Origin of the sequence: Cognatishimia activa (assembly GCF_017798205.1) — a bacterium.
GTDB lineage: Bacteria > Pseudomonadota > Alphaproteobacteria > Rhodobacterales > Rhodobacteraceae > Cognatishimia > Cognatishimia activa_A.
In genome coordinates this window covers 462,589-484,038 of sequence record NZ_CP060010.1, presented here as the reverse complement: position 1 = coordinate 484,038, position 21,450 = coordinate 462,589, and the positions used below count along the sequence as shown (strand labels likewise).

At 53.5% G+C, this 21,450-nt stretch carries 18 protein-coding genes; 8 read left to right on the top strand and 10 right to left on the bottom strand.

Annotated features, from left to right (window positions below):
- Positions 1 to 3: 3 nt before the first annotated feature.
- Together HZ995_RS02215 and HZ995_RS02210 are read right to left on the bottom strand one after the other, a co-directional pair.
- A complete protein-coding gene (locus HZ995_RS02215) occupies positions 4 to 2,217 on the bottom strand; it encodes a protein-disulfide reductase DsbD family protein (protein WP_209357059.1) in 2,214 nt (737 codons plus the stop codon).
- A 135-nt stretch (positions 2,218 to 2,352) separates the two neighbouring features.
- Positions 2,353 to 2,655 carry a DUF2933 domain-containing protein gene (locus HZ995_RS02210; RefSeq protein ID WP_209357058.1) on the bottom strand — a complete coding sequence of 101 codons (303 nt, stop codon included), beginning with the start codon at positions 2,653 to 2,655 and terminating at the stop codon, positions 2,353 to 2,355.
- A 142-nt stretch (positions 2,656 to 2,797) separates the two neighbouring features.
- Between HZ995_RS02210 and HZ995_RS02205 the strand changes: the two genes are divergently transcribed.
- Positions 2,798 to 3,466, top strand: coding sequence for a L,D-transpeptidase (locus HZ995_RS02205; protein ID WP_209357057.1), 669 nt, complete (start codon positions 2,798 to 2,800; stop codon positions 3,464 to 3,466).
- Positions 3,467 to 3,758: 292 nt separating this feature from the next.
- Here HZ995_RS02205 and HZ995_RS02200 read toward each other — a convergent pair whose 3' ends face one another.
- Positions 3,759 to 3,953: a heavy-metal-associated domain-containing protein gene (locus HZ995_RS02200; RefSeq protein ID WP_209357056.1), complete on the bottom strand. Its 195-nt coding sequence runs from the start codon at positions 3,951 to 3,953 to the stop codon at positions 3,759 to 3,761.
- A gap of 173 nt (positions 3,954 to 4,126) precedes the next feature.
- On the opposite strand from HZ995_RS02200, the gene HZ995_RS02195 reads away from it, so the two are divergent.
- The 5 genes from HZ995_RS02195 (at position 4,127) to HZ995_RS02175 (ending at position 9,408) form a co-directional block, all read left to right on the top strand.
- On the top strand, positions 4,127 to 4,810 hold the full coding sequence (locus HZ995_RS02195) for a DUF1007 family protein (protein WP_209357055.1): 684 nt from the start codon (positions 4,127 to 4,129) through the stop codon (positions 4,808 to 4,810).
- On the top strand, positions 4,801 to 5,667 hold the full coding sequence (locus HZ995_RS02190) for a nickel/cobalt transporter (protein WP_209357054.1): 867 nt from the start codon (positions 4,801 to 4,803) through the stop codon (positions 5,665 to 5,667). The genes HZ995_RS02195 and HZ995_RS02190 overlap by 10 nt, the downstream gene beginning before the upstream one ends.
- Before the next feature lie 79 nt (positions 5,668 to 5,746).
- Positions 5,747 to 8,257 (top strand): heavy metal translocating P-type ATPase, encoded by a 2,511-nt coding sequence (locus tag HZ995_RS02185; RefSeq protein ID WP_209357053.1) that lies wholly within the window; start codon positions 5,747 to 5,749, stop codon positions 8,255 to 8,257.
- A gap of 13 nt (positions 8,258 to 8,270) precedes the next feature.
- A complete protein-coding gene (gene cueR, locus HZ995_RS02180; protein ID WP_209357052.1) occupies positions 8,271 to 8,663 on the top strand; it encodes a Cu(I)-responsive transcriptional regulator in 393 nt (130 codons plus the stop codon).
- A 100-nt stretch (positions 8,664 to 8,763) separates the two neighbouring features.
- On the top strand, positions 8,764 to 9,408 hold the full coding sequence (locus tag HZ995_RS02175) for a DUF3047 domain-containing protein (RefSeq protein ID WP_209357051.1): 645 nt from the start codon (positions 8,764 to 8,766) through the stop codon (positions 9,406 to 9,408).
- A 5-nt stretch (positions 9,409 to 9,413) separates the two neighbouring features.
- Here the strand turns inward: HZ995_RS02175 and HZ995_RS02170 are convergent, their stop codons facing one another.
- The gene (locus HZ995_RS02170; protein WP_245168724.1) at positions 9,414 to 9,851 is read right to left on the bottom strand and encodes a hypothetical protein; all 438 of its coding nucleotides are present in this window, start codon (positions 9,849 to 9,851) and stop codon (positions 9,414 to 9,416) included.
- Between the two features lie 456 nt (positions 9,852 to 10,307).
- On the opposite strand from HZ995_RS02170, the gene HZ995_RS02165 reads away from it, so the two are divergent.
- Complete coding sequence (locus HZ995_RS02165) at positions 10,308 to 10,841, top strand: disulfide bond formation protein B (protein WP_209357050.1); 534 nt, start codon at positions 10,308 to 10,310, stop codon at positions 10,839 to 10,841.
- Between the two features lie 6 nt (positions 10,842 to 10,847).
- Positions 10,848 to 11,546: a DUF2182 domain-containing protein gene (locus HZ995_RS02160; RefSeq protein WP_209357049.1), complete on the top strand. Its 699-nt coding sequence runs from the start codon at positions 10,848 to 10,850 to the stop codon at positions 11,544 to 11,546.
- Positions 11,547 to 12,180: 634 nt separating this feature from the next.
- Here HZ995_RS02160 and terL read toward each other — a convergent pair.
- The 6 genes from terL to HZ995_RS02130 all read right to left on the bottom strand — a co-directional run bounded on the left by terL (position 12,181) and on the right by HZ995_RS02130 (position 21,360).
- Positions 12,181 to 13,680 carry a phage terminase large subunit gene (gene terL / locus HZ995_RS02155; protein WP_209357048.1) on the bottom strand — a complete coding sequence of 500 codons (1,500 nt, stop codon included), beginning with the start codon at positions 13,678 to 13,680 and terminating at the stop codon, positions 12,181 to 12,183.
- Positions 13,670 to 14,164, bottom strand: a complete 495-nt coding sequence (locus tag HZ995_RS02150; RefSeq protein WP_209357047.1) for a DUF5681 domain-containing protein — start codon at positions 14,162 to 14,164, stop codon at positions 13,670 to 13,672. The genes terL and HZ995_RS02150 overlap by 11 nt, the downstream gene beginning before the upstream one ends.
- A complete protein-coding gene (locus tag HZ995_RS02145) occupies positions 14,161 to 15,588 on the bottom strand; it encodes a site-specific DNA-methyltransferase (RefSeq protein WP_245168723.1) in 1,428 nt (475 codons plus the stop codon). The genes HZ995_RS02150 and HZ995_RS02145 overlap by 4 nt, the downstream gene beginning before the upstream one ends.
- 144 nt (positions 15,589 to 15,732) lie before the next feature.
- A complete protein-coding gene (locus tag HZ995_RS02140; RefSeq protein WP_209357046.1) occupies positions 15,733 to 16,491 on the bottom strand; it encodes a hypothetical protein in 759 nt (252 codons plus the stop codon).
- 874 nt (positions 16,492 to 17,365) lie between these two features.
- Positions 17,366 to 18,811 carry a primase-helicase family protein gene (locus tag HZ995_RS02135; protein WP_209357045.1) on the bottom strand — a complete coding sequence of 482 codons (1,446 nt, stop codon included), beginning with the start codon at positions 18,809 to 18,811 and terminating at the stop codon, positions 17,366 to 17,368.
- Positions 18,812 to 20,160: 1,349 nt separating this feature from the next.
- On the bottom strand, positions 20,161 to 21,360 hold the full coding sequence (locus HZ995_RS02130) for an ROK family transcriptional regulator (protein WP_209358125.1): 1,200 nt from the start codon (positions 21,358 to 21,360) through the stop codon (positions 20,161 to 20,163).
- Between the last annotated feature and the right edge of the window lie 90 nt (positions 21,361 to 21,450).

The window sequence follows — 21,450 nt, the reverse complement described above, 5'->3', positions numbered from 1 at the left end:
TTCTCAGAGTTCCGCCAGATCCTTGAGACGTGCTCTTAAGTCGATAGGTTTGGCCGCCTCAATTGCGTCAAGCACCGATTGCGTGCTCAGAACTTCTGGGAGAATAATTCCCTCCGGCGCGCCCGGACCATAAATGGCATTGAAAGGAATTCCAAAGCGATTGTTCGCCTTCAAATAGCGGGCAATGACGTCACTGGGCCGTGTCCAATCCGCCTGCATCGCAATGATCCCATCCGCCCGTAGCGCAGAGACCACCGGCTCTCGATTTAACACGAGAGCCTTGTTGGCTTTGCAGGTCACGCACCAATCTGCAGTCACATCCACAACGACAACATGGCCGCGCGAAACGTGGCGGGCGATGGCGGAACGCTCGAACGGTGCCCAGATTGAGGTTGTGACATCTTGGTCAATCGGAGTTGGTTCAGACGGCGCAAGGCTGGGCGCCCAGAATAGACCAAAGGCAAGAACCGGGATTGTCAGCAAAACCGGAATGCGCCCGTAGCTTCCTGCGCTGGACAAAAGACCAACAATCACTGCTGCGATGACCAGGGTTGCAACAGTGGCCATCTGGCCGGCAACGCCGATCATGACCCAGGCAAGCCAGGCAACGGTTCCCAAGAGCAGAACGCCCATCGCGATGCGTACCCAGACCATCCAGGGACCGGGCTTGGGCAGCTCAGACGCAAGGCCGGGCTTCAGCGCAAGCGCAAGGTAGGGCAGGGCTAGGCCGAACCCCAGTGCTGTGAAGATAACCCCGATGTCGGCGTTGCTTCCTGCCAGCGCAAATGCAACTGCAGTTCCCAGAAACGGCGCGGAACACGGTGTCGCCAGCATTGCCGCAAAAAAACCCGTGAACACATCACCAAGATGCGACTGCCCGCCCGCGCGGCTCATGGAGGTTTGCAGTGTCGCCGGCAACGATATCTCGAATAAACCGAAGAGATTGCCCACGAAGGCTATCAAAAGCGTAATGAGTAGGATCAAAAAAAGCGGGTTCTGAAACTGGATGCCCCAGCCAACCGATATGCCGAAAACTTTCAAAGCCATCAGCACTCCTGCGAGCAGCCACATGAAGAGCATGATCCCGAACGTCGTGGCAATCAAACCGGTTCGGATCTGCGCGCGATCTTTGCCGCCGCTGGACACCAGGGAAGATACCTTTATCGCCAGCACAGGCAGCACGCAGGGCATCACGTTGAGGATGAGGCCGCCAAGGACAGCCACAAGTGCAAACCAGACAACCTTGCTCAAACCATTGGCTTCGCCCGCTGGATTGAACGGTGGCTCAGGAGCGGCCGCAAGCGTCGAAGGACGCAAGGTAAAAGCGCCATGGTTCTCGTCGGTCACCGTCAACGACAATGGTGCTGCGATTTCGCCAACCGTGTTGATCGGGAATCGTGCCCAGAGCGCTGTTCCGTCTTGGTTCAATCTGAGGTCAGGCTTTCCAAACGCAGTCCCTTCTCCGAACTCCGGAAACAAACCAACTTTACCGAACGGCTGCGTTCCAGTCAGGGAAACGATCAATTCGGTCTGATCCACGTCAACAAAAGCCTGCACTGAGGAGACTGTTGACGGCATCTCTTCTAATGGAATTGTGGCGAGCGCTGCCGATATGACCTCGGCAGAGGCTGGGTCCAACTCACTTCCCAAAGGAAGTTCGTGATCTAGCGACAGCTTCTCGGGAACACAGACATCGGAGCAAATAAGCAGATTGAGGTTCAGTGCGATCCGAACGGGTTCCCCCGGCGTGTCCAGAGAGAACTCGATTGGAAAGACAACACGGGTCTCATAGCCAAAATTCTCTATCCCAAATGCGGTGAACCGATCTGGCGCAGGCCAAAGATGGCGTGCTTCTTTCAGGTTCTCCGATCCGTCCCAGTCGAATTGAGGGGGAATGCCGACTTCGCCGGGCGACCGCCAATAGGTTTTCCACCCTGGCTCGAGCTCCAATACCAGAGCACCAGAAACGGTTTTTGCGCCAGGTGCGATGCCGTCTTGCGCAAATACAAGCGTTGCTTTGGTCGCCGGTGTCTCAACAGTGGTGCTTTGCGCCGCGGAAGCAGGTGACGCAACAAGCCCAAATGCTACGTTGAGAAACGCGAGGATGCCAATTGCCCAAAGGATGTATCGTGGTGCTTTCATCTCACTTGCCCGAGACACGGAAACCGGTACGCCCGTCGTCGCAAACAACCGTCTGAACAGACGCGCTTTGCTCATCCGCAATGCGACATCCAGCTATTTCCTTCAATTCTTTTGGCGCAGACCTGCTGGACAGCGTCGGTTGTCGATCCTCCGGTATGCAGGCGCAGCCCCCGAGGAACAGAAACAGCATCATGCGGCTCGCAAGCAAACCTACCTGCTGCGCACAAACGCCGGCATCCGGGACGGCTCAATCGGTGCATCCTGCACGGCGGGTTTCTTGGTTTTCTTTTCTCCGTGGCAGGACTTTCCCATCAAGGCAAACATTGCCACGTGAACGCCGACGCACAGAGCGATGGGGGCGAAGACGGCAAGATTGCTTGTCAGGCCTGCCAGCGTGCCACCCGCGATGAAAAACCCGGCGACGGGTATCAGCATGACCGTGCAGCAGACCGCCATGCCTGCGTGCATTAAGCCAAAGCCTTTTTTGCCGTTGTTTTCGTTGGTATCCGACATGAGCTTCTCCGTTGGTTTGCAGGTTTATGGCCCCTTCCCGCACTGTCAGGTCAAGGATACATTTCGAGACATTTGACGCGTTTGTCTTTCAATCCTGCGCGCAGATTGATTAAGACGGTCTGGATCTGAAGGAGACCTTTGAATGGCAGGGTTAACACGTCGACACTTTGTTGCAGGTGGTGCAGCGCTGTTTTCAGCACCATTGGCAGGGCTAGGCATTGCGGCTCCGTCATCGCCGCGAGAGATGTGGGATGTCTGGGACCAGCAAGTCACACCTGCTGACTACGATCCGGCGTCTTCAAATCCATGGGGCGTTCATCCACGATTTCTGCCGGTTCGTGTCGAGGCCAAGTCAGGCCTCGTGCCCGGTGACATCCATGTCGATGCCGTTGCACGGTACCTTTATCATATCGAACCGGATGGCCGCACCGCGATGCGGTACGGGGTAGCTATCGCAAGAGGGTCACTCTACGAGCCGGGCGTCTACTCGATGCGCTTCAAGAGAAAATGGCCGACCTGGACCCCGACGCCGGCGATGATCGAACGTGATCCCGGGCTATATGCGCAGCATGCGGATGGTATGGATGCAGGTCCAAAGAACCCCCTTGGCTCACGCGCCCTTTATCTATTTGTCGGGAATCGCGACACCTATCTCAGGATTCACGGATCGCCCGAACCGCGCTCAATCGGCGGTCGTGCAAGCTCAGGGTGCGTGCGGATGATCATGGCACACATTAATGATCTCTATCCCAATGTGGAGCCCGGCAAGACTGCGCACCTCTACCCGCCGGAGGACGTGATCGGGGGCTGATCCTAGCTTTGTGCCTGACAAATCGGGTTGCCGTTGGCAGTCCTCAGCGGCAGCCAGGTTTGCTCAACCGCGCCATCATGCAGATACCAGAAACAATTGTCGATCTGATCCAGTCGCACCTTACTGAGATTTTGGTAGGGCGCCGCCAAGGCCAGAAGCGGCTCTGGTAGCTCCCTATAAGCGCCATCAGCATCGAGAGGTGGCGTTGTTGCGCATCCTGTGAGGGCCAGAGCTCCAGCAATTAGAATGACGATCTTTGGACTCATGGAACTATGCACGCGTTTCCCTTCATTCAAACTGCAGTTGACGGATAGCCTGCGCCTTCCAAAACCTCAATGACGGCGACAGTAGAGATCGAAGTCTCGATCTCCGCGGTATGCGAGGCCAGGTCTGGCCTTAGAATTGCCGAAGGGTCACTCGCCTTCACCGCCTTTTCGATGGTCGCAACGCAATGGCCACAGCTCATGTCGGGGATATGCAATTTCATTCAGGGAATCTCCTTTAGCTCAGGGAAATCTACAGATTCCACATGGTGGAAGGTCAACCCAGAGAGTTCAAAAGATTGCGGCTCTGACGAAGTCGCAATAGTCGGCCATTGGTTACAATTTATGACATTTCGGTGGATTTACGCATGCTGCAGAATGCTCCTATACGGTCGACATGAAAATGTCGATCAGCGTGCAAGTGCGAAAGAAGTCTTTATTTCGTTCTTTTTTAGCGGCAGCAACGATACTAGCAGGCTCTTATACGGTGCGAGCCCACCCGCATGTATTCGTTGATGGTGGCTTCGATTTCGTTGTTTCGGAAGCCAAACAGTTCACAGCAATCCGCGTTACCTGGCGGTATGACGCTTTTGAAACGCTCTATATGTTGTCCGAGATGAATGTGTCCCTGGCTCCAAGCTTAGAACTTAGTGATTCGGAGCGCGAGTTAGTGGAAGCAACTCTCAGCAGCTTTCCTCCCGATTTTGATGGCTCAGTCCACATCAGCTTGGACGGCTCTCCCGTTGCGTTACAAGACCCGCGGAATTTAACAGCGCGGATGATAGGCGACCGTTTGGAGATTACTTTTCTGCGTGACTTGAAAGTCCCCGTGGGTTTGCGTGGGCAAAAATTTAACATTGGATTCTACGAACGTACCTATTTCTTTGCGTTCAGCCTATCCGATATCCCGGATTTTGGTCGCGCCGCAGATCATTGTTCGTATCAGGTGACGCCGTACGATACTTCGGCGCAATCCGATGAAGTGTTGCAAGAACTGCAAAAGCTAGGACGTGAGGAAACTCCAGAAGACAGCAATATCGGGGCTACGCTTGCCGACCGGATGGTTGTGTCATGTTTCTGAGACCGACAGTCATACTAGCAGTTTTCTTGGCATTGGCTTGGGGTCTTTATAATCAATGGCCGTCCATACTTGCCTGGACATCAGACAATCAACGCGGGTTTCAAAACGCGATGGCGTCAAGTTTGCGCGCGGTCCAAAGTGGTGACTCCTTTGCTGTACTTACATTGTGTGCGGCTACATTCCTTTATGGTTTGGTTCATGCAGCTGGGCCAGGACATGGAAAAATTGTTCTAGGGGCAAGTGCTGTGGCATCGAGAGCAGGGATGCTGCGGATGGTCTTCCTGTGTTTTTTTACAGCGATAGCGCAGGCGATTTCCGCAATCCTTTTGATCGGTTTGATTGTAGTTGCCCTGCGTTGGATGGGTGGCAGCGATGCTGTCCAAATAACGGAGGATTGGCTGAGCCCGATTAGCTTTGTCCTGTTTGCAGCCTTCGGCGGAGTCCTTTTAGCGCGTGGCACAAAAATAGTAAGTCAATACCGCAAAACGGCGCTTTCACTTGGAGTGCATTGCAACCACAAACACGGCCCGAATCTGGCAGAAATCGATGCCTTAACGTCTTTGCGCGACTCATTGTTGTTGACCGCTAGCATTGCTGTCCGGCCCTGCACTGGAGCGTTGTTTCTTTTGGTGATAGCAGGTCAGCTCGATGTGTTCTGGCAGGGCGCTATTGCCACGTTGGCGATGGGTGTAGGTACAGCTGTTTTCAATTCCGGAATTGCGGTCTCGGGTGTATTCGCGCGGACTCTGATACATTTGGGTAATAGCGACAAGATGTCGATTTCGACAGGCGTACTTTATCTATGTGCGGGCGTGTCCGTTTTGACCATTAGCCTGTCTCGACTGATCATTGGTTAATTATTTTTTGTATTGCCTCTTGAGCTTCCAGTGACTGGAAGCCCTATATCATCCAGGAAATCGCAAAAGGAAAACCGTTATGCCGCATACCATGCAAAAGACTTTGAAAATCGAAGGTATGTCCTGTGCGTCTTGCGTCGGTCGTGTGGAAAAGACTTTGGCAGCGCTGGATGGAGTTAGTGGCGTCTCGGTCAACCTCGCATCCGAGTCGGCTCATATATCTGTTAATGAACCTGTTCGCTTACAGGACGCAGCTCAGGCGCTCGAAGAATTGGGGTACCCAGCGCGAAAAGCGCGGATCACCCTGAGCATTGCGTCAATGTCTTGTGCGTCCTGTGTTGGAAGGGTCGACAAGGCGCTTGCAGATGTTCCGGGAGTTTTTTTTGTCACCGTGAACCTCGCGGCTGAAACCGCGGTGGTTGAATATCTTGAAGGTGCAGCGACGCCTGCGGACCTGATGGCAGCAAGTGCAGCGATCGGCTATCCGGCCGAAGTCTCTGAGGAAAATACCAGTCAGTCGCGCGCAGAGCGCAAGGCAGAGGAATCCGAGGCGCTGCGTCGCAACGTCATCGTAGCAGCTGTCATGACCCTGCCGGTTTTTGTGCTCGAAATGGGATCGCATCTCATCCCGGCCTTTCATATGGCAGTGGAAAACAGCATCGGAACACAGGCGTCCTGGATCATCCAGTTTGTTCTTGCGTCCTTCGTACTGTTTGCCCCGGGGCGGCACTTCTTCACGAAAGGCATCTCGGCGCTGCTGCGCGGCGCACCCGACATGAACAGCCTCGTGGCAGTTGGAACGGGGGCAGCGTGGAGTTACTCTGTGGTCGCTACGTTTATGCCGGGCCTCCTGCCAGATGGCGTGCGCGCGGTCTATTTTGAGGCTGCAGCGGTCATTGTTGTTCTGATCTTGATAGGTCGCTGGCTTGAGGCACGCGCCAAGGGGCGCACCGGCGCGGCGATTCAGGCATTGCTTGGGCTTCAGGTGAGAACTGCGAACGTATTGAAGGATGGTGTGACTGTCGAGGTAGACGTTGATGCTCTTGCGGTCGGAGATACCATTCTAGTGCGCCCGGGCGAACGGATCCCGGTCGACGGCGACGTGATCGATGGCAGCAGCAATGTTGACGAAAGCATGATCACCGGAGAACCCGTGCCGGTCTCAAAAGCCGCCGGCGCGGTCGTGACCGGTGGCACGGTCAATGGCACCGGCAGCCTGACCTTCAAAGCTGGACGTGTGGGATCTGACACGACACTGGCCCAAATCATCCGCATGGTTGAAGAGGCGCAGGGTGCTAAGCTGCCGATCCAGGGCCTGGTGGACCGCGTGACGCTTTGGTTTGTGCCCGCAGTCATGTTTCTTGCCGCACTTACTGTTGCTGTCTGGCTCATCGTTGGTCCGGATCCCGCTTTGACCTTCGCGTTGGTGGCAGGGGTATCTGTACTGATCATTGCATGCCCCTGCGCTATGGGGCTGGCGACGCCCACCTCGATCATGGTCGGAACGGGCCGTGCCGCCGAGATGGGGGTGCTCTTTCGCAAAGGGGATGCGCTGCAGGAGCTATCTAACGTCGATGTTGTGGCACTCGACAAAACCGGCACGGTTACAGAAGGAAAGCCGACCTTAACCGATGTCGTGATGGCCGAAGGCTTCGACCGTGCAACCGTTCTTGCGTTGATTGCAGCGGTGGAAGATCAATCCGAGCACCCAATTGCAGAAGCAATTGTCCGTGGCGCTCGGAGCGAGGGCATCGCAGTCCCGCCCGCCTCCGGGTTTCGATCTGTGACGGGCTATGGCGTTGCGGCCATGGTGGAAGAGCAGGAAGTGATGGTCGGCGCGGATCGTTACATGACCCGCGAGAATGTTGATATCGGGGCTCTCATTGAGATGGAAAAAGACCTTGCCAATCGCGGTCGCACCGCGCTCTACGCCGCGGTTGACGGCAAACTTGCCGCCCTAATTGCCGTCGCCGACCCGGTGAAATCCGCCAGCCGCGCGGCAGTCTCTGCCTTGCATGATCGCGGTTTCAAGGTCGCGATGATCACCGGGGACAAGCAGGAGACCGCGGAGGCCATCGCGCGCGAGACCGGGATCGACCATGTGATCGCCGGTGTGTTGCCGGACGGCAAAGTCGCTGCCTTGGATGAATTGAGGGCAGGGGGGCAAAGGGTTGCGTTTGTCGGGGACGGGATCAACGACGCACCGGCGCTGGCGCATGCTGATGTGGGCATCGCCATCGGGACCGGGACGGATGTGGCCATTGAGTCCGCTGATGTGGTTCTGATGTCAGGCGACCTGCGCGGCGTCGTGAATGCGGTCGAGGTGTCCAGGCGGACGATGGAGAACATCCGGCAGAACCTCGTTTGGGCTTTCGGGTATAACGTCGCCTTGATTCCGGTAGCCGCTGGTGTGCTCTACCCGGTGTTTGGCCTGCTTCTGTCACCGGTTCTTGCGGCAGGGGCGATGGCGCTTTCATCAGTATCCGTCTTGACCAACGCGCTGCGTTTGCGCGGCATCAAACCTGCCATGAACGAGAAGCGACCGATCGAACCGGCAGTCACAACCGCCCGATCACAGCCGGCGGAGTAGGGGGATTCACGTCATGAACATCGGAGAAGTTGCGGAACGTTCCGGCATACCACCAAAGACTATCCGCTATTACGAGGATATCGGGCTGGTGCGCCCGCAACGCAGCGGCAACGGCTATCGGGCCTTTCGGGAAACCGATCTGCATAAGCTTGCCTTTCTTGGCCGCGCGCGGGCGCTCGGGTTCTCGATTGAGGATTGCCGCAATCTTCTCGGACTCTATGAAGACGAGAACCGAGAAAGCGCGCAGGTCAAGGCGGTCGCCGAGGAACACCTGACCGCCATTGATGAAAAGATCGCGCAGCTTCAAACAATGCGAGAGACGCTTTCGCATCTGGTCAAATCCTGTCATGGCGACGCCCGCCCGAACTGTCCGATCCTCAGCGATCTGGCGGGCGACAAATCATGATACAGGCAGCTGTCGGGCACTGATGCTAGCACGACTTCTTGCTGCCATGATTGCTCAAAGATTCAGTTGTTATGATGAATATTACTAGGGAACGTTTTAGATGACAAACTTAGCTTTTGCCGCGCTAATCGCCGCCCTACCTTCACTTGGGGCGGCCGCTGAAATTGTTCCCTTTGATGGGAGTTGGAAAGAGCAAGGGTTTTTACGTCTTTTTTCAAATGACTACTTCCAGCGCGGAGGGCAATTGGATGTGGTCTCTGATGGCACGGTCTCTTTGCTTTGGCGCCCATTAGATCGGTCTCAACGGTCTGCACAGGCGGCGAGTTGGGCGTGGCGTGTGCAGGAAGGTGTTACCCCGACTGACCTTACGTTCAAAGGCGGCGACGATCGGAATCTGGCGGTCTATTTCGTCTTTGTAGATCCGGATCGCGCCGAAGCGCTGGCAGGTGGCAGTGCGCGTCGCATACTGCGAGAAGGGTCTGCGCGGGCTTTGATCTATGTTTGGGGTGGCCAACACAATCGCGGGGCAATCTTGCTTAGCCCGTATTCCAGCCAATTGCGCACAAAGGTTCTACGGGGAAGCGGCGCTGGCGCGCATCAGGAGACAGTTGATCTGGTTGCGGATTATCGAGCAGCGTTTGGAGGCTCTCCGGGTACCTTGGTCGGGCTTGCGGTTTCGGCCGACAGCGACGATACGGAAGGCAAGATCGTGGCGTCGATTTCCAACCTTATTCTGACGAACTAGCCCAATCAGCCCTGAATACGAAGTATCGCCTCCGCGAGGATGGTGATCAAAAATGCTGTTGCAACGAAAATGGCAGCAGCGAGGAAAAACGGGCCCACAACAAAAGGTAGGGGTTCAACCGCCTTTCGAAGCACATTCGACTGTCTGATTGCTGTCACGTACAGTGGCATCGCACTGACGAAGGTTGCATAGAAATAGACCCCAGAAACATTCTCGAAATAAGCAGACCGAGCCAAGGTTGGTGCCACGACTGAAATCGCGATCAGTCTGTCGCCACCAAAAGAATCGTACCAGTCCGCGGACAAAACATAGACCAAAGTATGCAGACCGAAAAACAGGGCAAGCCTAGCAACAACGTCTGTTGCGGCAAACACAATAAGGTCACGCCCCCGCATCTGATTTATGGATAGTGCGTATAAAAAAAGACTGACGTAGTTGATCACGAACACAACCGGGAGGCCATTGGTCAGAACTTGACGCAAGAACCTCAGCAGAGCCGGCCCACCCTGGCCCAATGCGGTCGATAGGCCTGGTGATAAGACAACGAAGAGCGCCAGCGGAGGAATCAGTCCTGCGATACTTACCAGCAAGACGTTTCGAAGAAACCGAAACCCAGACATGTGAAGTGAGAAGTAAGCTTTCAATCTACCAACCCGGATGTCTCTGACTTGTATCAGGGATTGGTCATGCTTTGAATACCGCTGCTTGGGCGTATGATTCTCGACCGAGGCATGTTGTACACTTGAGACCAAAGCCTAACTGATTGCGACAGTTAGTATTATTCCTTATCATGAATATTTTTGTTGCTGCGAAACTGTTACAAAAAACTACATTTTCCGACATGGCAGTCACTCAGAAACTAGACTAAGCCCTGGCTCTAACGTTGGAAGGAACCTCCTATGTCTTTTTTTGACAACCCTCGGAACATGGCTCTGACTGCCGCATTTGGCTCGGCTCTCCTGCTCGGAGGAGCGTTCATTTTTCAAGCGCTCGACTATTCCCCTTGCACGATGTGTATCTGGCAGCGTTATCCGCACGTGATAGCGATCGTAGCAGGGTTGGCTCTTTTGGCTGGGGCACCTCTAGTAATATCTGTTCCTGTTGGCGTAGCTTCTACTGCGACTACGTCAGCAATTGGCGTTTTTCATACGGGCGTTGAAAATGGCTGGTGGGAAGGCCCAAGTTCTTGCACAGGGTCGGGCGTGGATCTTTCGAGCATGGCTATCGCAGACCTCCTACCAGGGGCGTCCAACGAACCAAGCAATCTTGTCATGTGTGATGAAGTCGTGTGGCAGTTTTTGACTCTTTCCATGGCTAGTTGGAATGCACTGTTAAGCGCTCTCTTGGCTGCTCTGTGGTTCCACGCATGGATTACAAATGCTCGCGCAATGAGGCCGGGTCGCGCGCAAATCACCGCTGCGGACGGTTCATAAAGCGCCATGGTTCTCAACTTACGTTCACTCTTCTGGCTGGCTTTCTTCGGCATTGTGCTTTGGGCATGGTGGGTCATGTTCTCTATGGCAACTAGCCCGATGATGATGCCTTCAAAATTTGTGAGCTTGTTTCTTATGTGGTCGATAATGATGGCTGCGATGATGGGGCCAACCTTTGTTCCGACGATGAGAGCTTACGAGGATCTTATCACTTCGGCAGATGGGTCCCGTTCGGGATCACTGGGTGTCGTGCTTGGTTTTTTTGCAGTTTGGGTTGGGTTTGCGGCGATCATCGCTTTTGCACAGAACACATTGGCTGAAATTGGACTGCTAAACGCGATGGGCGCTTCTGTTTCTACAGCTCTGTCATCTGGTCTATTGATTGCCGCTGGACTCTATCAGTTCACGGCATTGAAACAAAGTTGCCTCAAGCATTGTCGTTCGCCAATAGTACAATTCATAGCCCACTGGCGGCCGGGATTCAGCGGTGGTCTACAAATGGGGCTTCATCACGGCGCGTATTGCGTCGCGTGCTGTTGGGGATTGATGGTTATTGGTTTTGTCGGCGGAACAATGGACCTACTGTGGATGGGAGGCGCAACGCTCATGATGACTCTCGAGAAACTCGAGAGTATTGGACGATGGCTTACTAAGCCAATGGGCGTTTCACTAGTTTTATGGGGTTTGACGGTCGCAGCTTTTTAGGGGTCGGTTAAGCAGTCAAATTTCAAATTCTTGCGTCGCATTTCGCAGTGCAAATATCTTAAAACTGCACCTTCAGCTCAATAGTGGATTGAAGTGCTTGAACATACTCTGCAAGTCCACACCAGAAGTTGTAATTCAGGAATTAGCCTCTTGTGGCGGAGGTTGGAGGGACACTCCTCTCGCCTCGTAGAATGGTGCGTTTTTCAAGTGAAAAAGACCACCGTTAGCATTGAGACCTAGAATGCTGAGACATCCGGGTTATTGATGTGCGCTTTTGGCTGCTTCCGTGTTCTTCAAGTAACCTTCGTTTATTGTTCCTCTATGTTGCGCAAGTACGCACCAATACGGACCTAGTTTAGTTTGGCGACCGCCGGTATTGGGGCAACTGAGTAAATGGACGATAACAATCGCAACCGTCAGCGTTGCCTAGGAGACCATTGACGAGTGGTATTGCACTGAAGTCTGGTTCCTTCTCCAATGCGTCTTGCCTCTTCTTCGGATGTTCGATTGTTGGCAGCAGAACAAACTTTGGGAAATTTGAACAGGTTCAGCATTTGAATTTGTAGATTTCATAAGTTCCCAATTTCTGCAAATGGACAGTGTTTAAACGAACTGGCGAACAAAGTGGAGTGCCTCAATACCAGCGGCCATACGACCACGGGTCCCTCCAATCACGGTTCGGCCGATTTATGTTAATGTAGGTAACGGTGCCCTTTTCGACGCCATCGTAGGCAAGCGCTTGCACGATTGAGTCCACTTGATCGTCGTGCCGGCCAGCAGGAAATGCAAGAAGCTCAGTCTCTAACTCTGACAACCAAGGTGCCTTTTCAGGAAGCCAAACACGCCCTGACTCAAACTTAGGAGTTTGAATGTTGGCCCGGGCTTCTTTGGCTTGGGTCGCTGAGATGTCAATGACGTCAAAACCTTGTGAACGCAGGTCCTCAATCAGGCCTGTTCCAACGCCTGTATCTTCGATTAGAATAAGCCACGGTTTGTGCTTTTCTACAGCGGCTATCATGCGAGCTTTTAGGTCAGGGTAGTTCAGCTTGTCACGAACGACATCCATTAAATAGTAGTGTCCATTTTTATACAGCCATGTTGTACCAACTGACCAATCGTTCTGAAGTCCGGTTTTGGAAGCAGTGTCCCAGCTTTGGAAAACGGTGTCGTCGTCGGTGATTTCTGGCAGAAACGGATAGTACTTGAGCCATTCTCGTTTGAACAAATGGCCGCCCGGTGGAACGGGCGATTGCTGATACTGAGCTTCAAATGCGGCGGAGCCAATATTGAGCTTGAGTTCGTCTAAGACAGACTGTGTTTCACGGGCGGGATGTAAGAGCGTACCTTTGCTGCGTTTATGATACTTCTTTGGTCCCACCGAGATCTGCTGATCTTCTTGTGCGATGGCTGGTAGATTCAAAACTGTCCAGCTGTCATCAAACTCAGTAACGTGCCCAACGAGGTCATCTACATGCAAGCGCTGAGTGACAATCACAATTGCCCCGGTGGTCTTGTGATTGATGCGAGACACTAAGGCGGAACTATACCATTCGTTGACCTTGTTCCTCAGTGCCTCCGAATGAGCATCGTCCGCCTTCAAAGGGTCATCGATGATAATTATGTCTGCACCACGCCCTGTGAGCACGCCGCCTACAGACGTTGCCAAGCGCACTCCTCGTCGTGTTAGTCGTACTTCCTGCTCAGTTTCTTTCTTTGGATCTATCCGCGCATCTGGGAACAATTCCTTGAACCATTCCGATGTTAAGATTGTTCGGTAATCGTTGTGGAGCTTTGACGCGAGGCTTTGCGCGTAGGAGACTGTGATGATCTCCTTAGACGGATCATGTCCATGTATGTAGGCTGGAAAAGCCACGGACGCTGATATCGACTTTGCTGACCTCGGTGGCATTGTGATGATGAGGCGCTTAATATGGCCTAACCTGACTTGCTCCAGCTTCCAGGCTATTGCCTCTATGTGCCAGTTGGGAAGATAATCGCTACCAGGATTGAGCGTGCCAAAGCACTTTGCGATGAACCACTTTAGTTGTGTGCGAAGTTTCAGTTTCAAAAGCAGCTCAGGGTGCTTGCGGATCATGTCCTGCATTTCAACGCTCAAAGTCGGCTTATGCGTCATTGGGGTTTTCCTTTTGCTCGTTCAAGTCAGCGCTCAAGGTTTCGATCGGATGTTCAATACCTTCGTTTGGTGCTGGCAAATCTAAAGGTGGGCTCAACTCAGCCATCATTTGCTCAAACAACGCCAAGTCTTCGTTTGAGAGTTTGTTCTGGTCGATTGTGTCGCTTTCTGAAGCTGCGTCGGAGTTTAGCAGCCCCAGCACAAAATTTGCGGCTCTGAGGTCGCCTTTGGCGGCCTTGTTTGCAATGTTGCGTAGCATGACCTCTTGAAGGGTAAGGCGCTTTGTTTTCCCGCCTTCCGAGATTTCAACTTTCTTGGAAAGCACCATGCGCATTTGTTCTTGAACGCTTTTGTGTTTTGCTTTCCGCCCATTTGGATTGCCGCTCTGCCCAGGTTTGAACTGTGTCGCTTTCGGCGGCCGACCATAGCCTACCTTGTAATCTTGTGGCTCAGAGTGTTCATTTTCTGGAATGTCCTCGCTCATGGGTTTTGTCCAACGGTAGTTGGCGCTCGACTGGACACCTCATCGAAGGTCAGTTCTTCGGCGGCATAAAGATCGCAAGCCTCTTCCAAACGACGGCGTAGAATTGCGTCTTTGCCTGTTAAAAGCTGCCACCGCCTGATTGCTGTATCGATATATTCTGGTTCATATTCAACGCCGTAACATCGACGGCCTACCTTGTCTGCTGCCAGTAAGGTCGTTCCCGAACCGAGAAAGGGATCAAATACGACAGCCCCTCTGGGTGATGCATCCTTGATGGCTTCGGCAATCATTGCGACGGGCTTAACCGTTGGATGTAGCGCAAGATCGTCACCTTCCGCGGTTTGGAACGTGTTTACTCCAGGATAGGTCCAAACATTGCTTCGGTTACGACCGTACCGCCCAAGCTGCACGTTGTTGGTGCATGCATTTCCTGATTTTGCAAACACTGCAACGAGTTCATGTGCTGAACGATAGAATGATCCTTGTCCTGGAGTGGTTTTGTTCCAGATGCAGATATTTTTGAGACTTAGGCCTAGATCTCGGCCGACTGAAAGCAAAGTCTCGATGTGGCGCCAGTCCATGAATACGTAAAGCAGTGTACCGTCATCCACTTGGAGCAGCATGGCAGAAAGGCTCTTGCTCAAAAACTCTGTGAATTCATGATCTGACATCTCTCCAGATGCAAAAGCGAACTCTTCGTGTTTGGTTTTGCCCCTTCCACCAACGTGCCCTTGGATCCGAACGTTGTATGGCGGGTCCGTGATGACCAAGCTCGCGCTTCGCCCGGCAAAAAACTCAGAAATTGCTTCTGCGTCGCGAGCATCCCCACATAGAACTTGGTGCTCGCCAAGTTGCCATATGTCTCCGGGTTTAGAGACCAATACCGAGGCAGGCTCGGGCAATTTGTCTTCTTCGGTCTGAGATGGGGTAGGGGCCTCGTGGTCGGACAACAGAATGTCGATCTCGCCGGTGGCAAAGCCGGTGATCTCTAGATCGATGTCTATCGCTGGTAACAAGTCGGCCAGATCGCCGAGCTCGATTGAGAGAAGTTCGCTATCCCAACCAGCGTTGAGAGCAATCTTGTTGTCTGCAAGGACGTAAGCACGCCTTTCAGCATCACTCAAATGGCTGAGACGCATCACGGGAACACGAGTAAGTTCTAATTTCTTTGCAGCCTGCAAACGGCCATGCCCGGCGATGACAACACAATCATCATCGATCAGAATTGGATTGGTAAACCCAAACGCCCGAATGCTTTCTGCGATTTGATTGATCTGTTTTTTTGAATGGGTGCGCGCGTTGCGAGGATTGGGACTTAGCTTATCTGTCTCGACAAGCTCGAGCTTCTCCGGTGCCGGTAACCGAGTGCTTAGGTTGCGAGGTATGCCTTTTGGCGTCTTGTTTTGCGAGGTTTTCGAAGTCACGATCCAAGTCCTAAATGGTTATGAATCAAGACTTAGCTGCTTACGGGTCTACAAAGGAGAGTCCCGAAATGCCGGATTCGATCACGTTTTTTATTGAGGCTTCTCAATATGTGACAAATTCGTGCTCTGAGAAAAACGGTGATCCTATGGCTCGACGTGGTCGCGAAGAGTTCTCTTGAAGTTCGAGTTTACTTCCATCTCTACAAAACCACTTTCCCAACAGGCCACTACAAACCTGCCAAAATTGGTATTTGGGCCTTTGGCCGCGGGTTGCCCTGTCAGCCTTTGCCAAAGTTTTGCTATTTCGTTCGCAAAGGCGATCTTCTGCTGGTTCTTTGATCGACCTTTGGAACTGAGGTGGCTACTCGAAAGATCTTCATCAATCCAAGCATCGAGTTGGTTCAAGTCAGTCAGTTTTGTTGGCGCTCTCTCTCTTATTTTCCAAAGCAAAGACAAGCGCTCAGAACGTCGATCTTTTAAGATGCCGGGAGCAAATAAACGCACTGTGTTCTCCACGAAGTGGTTCGGAACCTTTCGATCAGGGTTTTTCTTTTGGCGCTGCACCCATCTTTTCAGTTTCTGTAACTCAGCCTTGTGACCTGCTCGTTTCCCACCGGGAAGAAGGCCGGCTTTGACGAAAGCTCTTTCAATGCAGGCGTAAACATATGCAGGGAGGCTTTCGGTCCAAAGTAAATCATTCAGACGTTTTGGTTGAAAGATAATGCGAGGTGCGTTCACTCGCTTGACCATTGCGTCCAAAAAGACGTCGACTGGTAATGGATTGTTGGGGCCAACTGTAGCGTCTTGCTCTCTTTCTACCTTCCTCTTGATCGCCATGAGCTTTCGTTGAATCTGTTCAGCGGCGATCAAACAATCCTCGCCCTCGGCATCTTTTCTGCTCATTCTGATAACCACCATTTCTATTGCTCAATCTTGCCGAAAGGCACTTCAGAAGCGTTTGGGAGTTCAGCCCTTTCATTGATTTACGGGCATCGTCGGCCGCATACCTGATCAATTGCCCAAATAAGGCGCGAAAGCAAAATCAAAGTCAACTTAACTAAAGCTAACTTCCTTCAATTGCATTCTGCCAAAAGAAGCTTGGTCTTCCCTGTAAATACATCTGATTTCCCTACTAGGGTGAATAGGGAATTTAATTTCTAAATGTCTGAATTTGTTCTTGGAAATGACGCCTAATGTGAGAATTAAGCGCACATTTTATAGAAATCCCTGCTGAATTCCCAGAAAGCAGGGAATTTCTGCCGAGACTAGTTAGCTCAAGACTGTATGCACAGCCATCTTCCTTTCTTGAGTGTTTGCTAGGTGCGGTCAGGCCGTAGAGACCCAGAATGCCCCCGAAAATGCCCCTGTTCGGGTGTGGCGGGTATCCCCACCAGAACACCCAGCGCGCCTCACTCACGAGGTAGCAAGGCGTGATCCACTCCGTAGGCCGCTCTGATCCAATCGTCGTGCTTGTTGTCCCGGCGATCCCCCCGCGTGAGGTGGTGTGGGTTGATGCAGGTGCGGTTATGGCACCGATGGCGCACCACGATACTCCACGGTAACGCCACGCCTTCCGCGACACAGTAAATGAACCGATAGGCCTCCAGCTGCACCCCTCGGAACCGTGCTTTGCGCGGCTCCTGAGTGGGTGTGGGGAGACATCCTGTTATTGGATCCTGTTCCACCTCGGCAAGGAGTGAGTTGGCCCTCGCAAGGGCCTCCTCGTAGTGGTTATCAAGCACGTCCTGCATCCAGGCTTCGTTCTTTTCTCGATACATCAGTAAATGTCCTCCTCCGAGATGGTGTCTTCGAAGACTTGGTTGCGACCCGTAATCTGATCTTGGATCCGTTCACCGTCGTCGATAAGAAGCTCACTCTTACCATCGGGATGGATCAACCTCCCACCAGCAGCGGTGAACCCTGGACGCACCCAGACAGATCGGCGGTAGTCTCGACCACCGAACTTCACTTCAGCTTTCTTCCAGCCCAACTCAGTCATTGGGTACCGGAGCGCATTCACGTTCCCGCGCAACTCGCCGGTGATATACTCACTCAGCTGCGTCTGAAGGATCCAGTTCAGTCCCTTCTCGTCCAGATACTCCTGAAGGATCTCGTTGGAGGTGCGAGCGCCATTGCCGAAGATCAACTCCATGGCCGGGGTCATCAACTCAGCAACATTGAACGCCTTCCCTGAGAAGCCCACTGGGAGCTCTCGCTGCATCAGATAGGCGTAGGCCTCTGCAAGATGGGCATCGTGCCCCAGGTAGGCGTAGAGGTTTCCTACGAGCTCTCCGAACTCTGCCGCCCTCGCGCCACCCGCACGCCCGTCATGTTCGATCCCAACAACCCAATACCGACGGTCGTTTTCTTCGATCCAGAGCGGCAAGTGGTTGGAGGTGAAAATAGCAGCGAAGCACTGCTCGATCCGTTGCAGTTCGCGTCCCTTAGCCTCGGCACTCGCATCGGTCTCGGTCATGAAGGTCTTCAGCGCGTTTGCTGCCTTAGTGCCGGGTCGGATGTCGAGCTCTTCCGAGATCACCAACTTCGACAGCAAGACCTGAAGGTTGAATTGCCCGGTCAGCTTATCGACGTTGTTCTGGCGGATGGAGTTGCCCTTGCCGAACAGCGCTCGAGCGATGTCGCACAGTGTACTTTTGCCGGTACCTTTGCTTTTCGAGTAAAGCAACGGACCCCACGTTGGCTTCTGATCCTCATTCTGAAGGCACCATGCAAGCCAGTTCAGGAAGATATCCTTTTCTCGCTCGGTGTCGAAGATGAAGTCGAGGAAGTCACCGATCGTCCCGAGGGAACCCTCAGCAACTTCAACGCTCCGGTAGGCTGGCTCGGTCCAGGTGTTGATGGTCACCATACCGTGCTTCCAGCTGAACCGATCCTGTTGTCCTGGAAGGCACTGGACCTTTCCATTCCAAGTAGGGACTGCGAGCGATCGGTCGAAGGTCTTCTTCGTCAGCGCAGTCTCGAAGACCTCTCGAAGGAGTTCGTCCGAAAGTGGGATCTCTGGAAAGTCTTCCTGGAAGCGGAAGGTCGATGCTGCCTGCACATCGTCCCGAGAATACTTGTTCTTGGGATCACTGGCGTCGTAGTACTTGCCATCCATCCGAACGTACCAGCCCGACATTGCTCGGGCGAGCCTGTGGACGTCTTCTTCGTTAATGGCGGCATTGGCCCGTCGATCATTGATCTGAATGTTATGATTTTGCATTAAATGTCTTTCTTATAATAGCTCGCTAACCCACATGCGGAGTGCATGCAGGCCGTGCAGTTTTTTGATTGAGTGGACTTGAAGAATGGAGCTGCTCCGAACCGAAAAATGGTTCGAAATTCACAGGTGGCAGACCCTTTTTAGAGAGCACCTAAAGGGTCGCCTGTAAAAGATATTCAAAAACAGTAACTTATGAGGCGAAAAAAGCAGCGATTATTGGCCGCTCGCCACACCCACTCAGGAGCCGCGCAAAGCACGGTTCCGAGGGGTGCAGCTGGAGGCCTATCGGTTCATTTACTGTGTCGCGGAAGGCGTGGCGTTACCGTGGAGTATCGTGGTGCGCCATCGGTGCCATAACCGCACCTGCATCAACCCACACCACCTCACGCGGGGGGATCGCCGGGACAACAAGCACGACGATTGGATCAGAGCGGCCTACGGAGTGGATCACGCCTTGCTACCTCGTGAGTGAGGCGCGCTGGGTGTTCTGGTGGGGATACCCGCCACACCCGAACAGGGGCATTTTCGGGGGCATTCTGGGTCTCTACGGCCTGACCGCACCTAGCAAACACTCAAGAAAGGAAGATGGCTGGGGTGGTAGGATACCTTGCTTCTCGATAGCATTCTTCGGCTTTACCCAAGCACCTAGCAAACTGGGGCACTTTCGGGGGCATTTCTCAGGCTGGTTACAGGCTGTTCTAGGGAGCTCGCGATAGGGGCACTCAGACATCCCAGCCATACCTTAGGAGGCCTCCCTGGAGCTCTCTGTGACCATCTCTGGGGGCTCTCCGAAGGCCTCTCTCTGAGGCGCTGTCTATGGGTCCCTTCGTACGTGGGTATCCTAATAGGTACCAGTAATGGGAGATAGGGGAAGAAGGAAGAAGCTCTATCCGTAATCCCGTAGCTTAGAACGTATTAGAGAAGGATGTTCATGAGTTCATCTTGTTCTTTCAACATGGTTAGACTCCTTAGTGTGGTGTTGGAGCGTAGGAAAGAAGTGCTAACGAAGTGATTCTGGCAGCGAATGACCGGAATGAGCCCAATGTGACGGATTCTGTACTACGCTTGAACGGGAGCGAACCGCGCATTGCTGCCATTTAGCGGCGAAGAGCGGCCCAAACCTGCCGTCAGCCGAGGGCTCTGATCGCTGCGGTGCGGCCCGTCGAACCTGCCATTCGCTGCGTTTGTGAAATCGGTGGGCGGCCAAACTCACAGTCTGCGGGACTTTTCTGACCTTTGCGCGGCTGGCGGGAACTGGCCATTTTCGCCCAATCACGTTTCCTTTCGTTCCCGCCCGCCTGCGTCCGCTTTCTGATCCAGGTTGCCGGGGTCGTCACCAGCGAACGCTCCTAACCTGCGGATAACCCTGCATTCGTGTTCAGCAGGAACTGTCGAAAGATCGGATTGCTTGCCGCGCCCACGGCCCGTGAATTTTCGCCAACTGAACCGGCCTCTATCTCGGGCGCGATGAGCCCGCGTTTGTCCTGGTTGACGATGTAGCGCTCGACGCGGGCCACCAACTCGTCCCGAATTTCTTTTGGCATGGCGCCATCGATCAGAACCGCTTCGAAGTCGATCACCGAACATATAGAGAGCGACGCCTTTGCCAATTCTTGTGCGGTTTCGCCGATCCAGGGCTCGACGTACCGTTCGATCCCGGTCCAGTCTTGGGGCTTGTTCCAAAGGATTGAAGGATCAACACCGGCCTCAACTAGCCGCGCCTCCAAAAGGTGCAGCGACGCGGTGTCGATAAGTTGCTGGCTTTCACCCAAGGGCCCAGTCGTCCGCATCGATCCCAGTGCCCCTGCGTTCCCCTGATTGCCTTCGAACACGGTGCCGTTCAGGGCGACACCACCCCCGATGAACGATCCAATGAAGAAGTAGGCATAATCCCTGAATTCCTTACCGCGTCCGTAGAGGTGTTCGGCATGGCAAGCGGCGGTTGCATCGTTGACGACAAACACTGGCAGCTTGGAGAACGCAGCGACAGTCTTGGAAAAGTCTACATCTTTCCACGAGCGAAACCGTTCTGCGGCAATTCCTTCGAGGTCATGCCACTTCCAAAGCTCAAAAGGTGTCCCGATGCCGATTCCGCAAAGGCGTGTTTTTTGGGCGGCGGTCAAGCCCGATTTGATTTCCTCTAACCCCGCTTCGAGGAACCCGAAGACGGCATCCGGTAGCGCGTAATCGTATGTCGTGTGAAGCTGGTTGCGGACTTCGCCGCAGAAATCCATCAGCACCAGGTCTGCGCTCCTGCGCCCGATTTTCAGCCCAACCGAAAAGACCCCATCCGGGTTCAGCTCCATCGGGATCGACGGTTTGCCAACCTTTCCCCGCACCGGATCGCCGCGGCGGAGAATGCCGTCCTTTTCCAGCTTCCTCAGAATGATCGAAACCGTCTGGGGTGACAGTCCGGATTGCCGGGCAACATCGCTTCCTGGCATCGGGCCATGGCGCTGAAGCATAGAGAGGATGAGGCGTTCGTTATGGTCCCGAACACCACTTTGATTCACGCCTCCCGTGATCTCTCTTACTTTGCTTCCATCCATTGCCCGAACCATAGACGTCCTCCCTGGAAAAGAAAATAAGGGATCTCGAATTAATAAATCAACTTTATTTATTTATTGACGGCTGCCTCG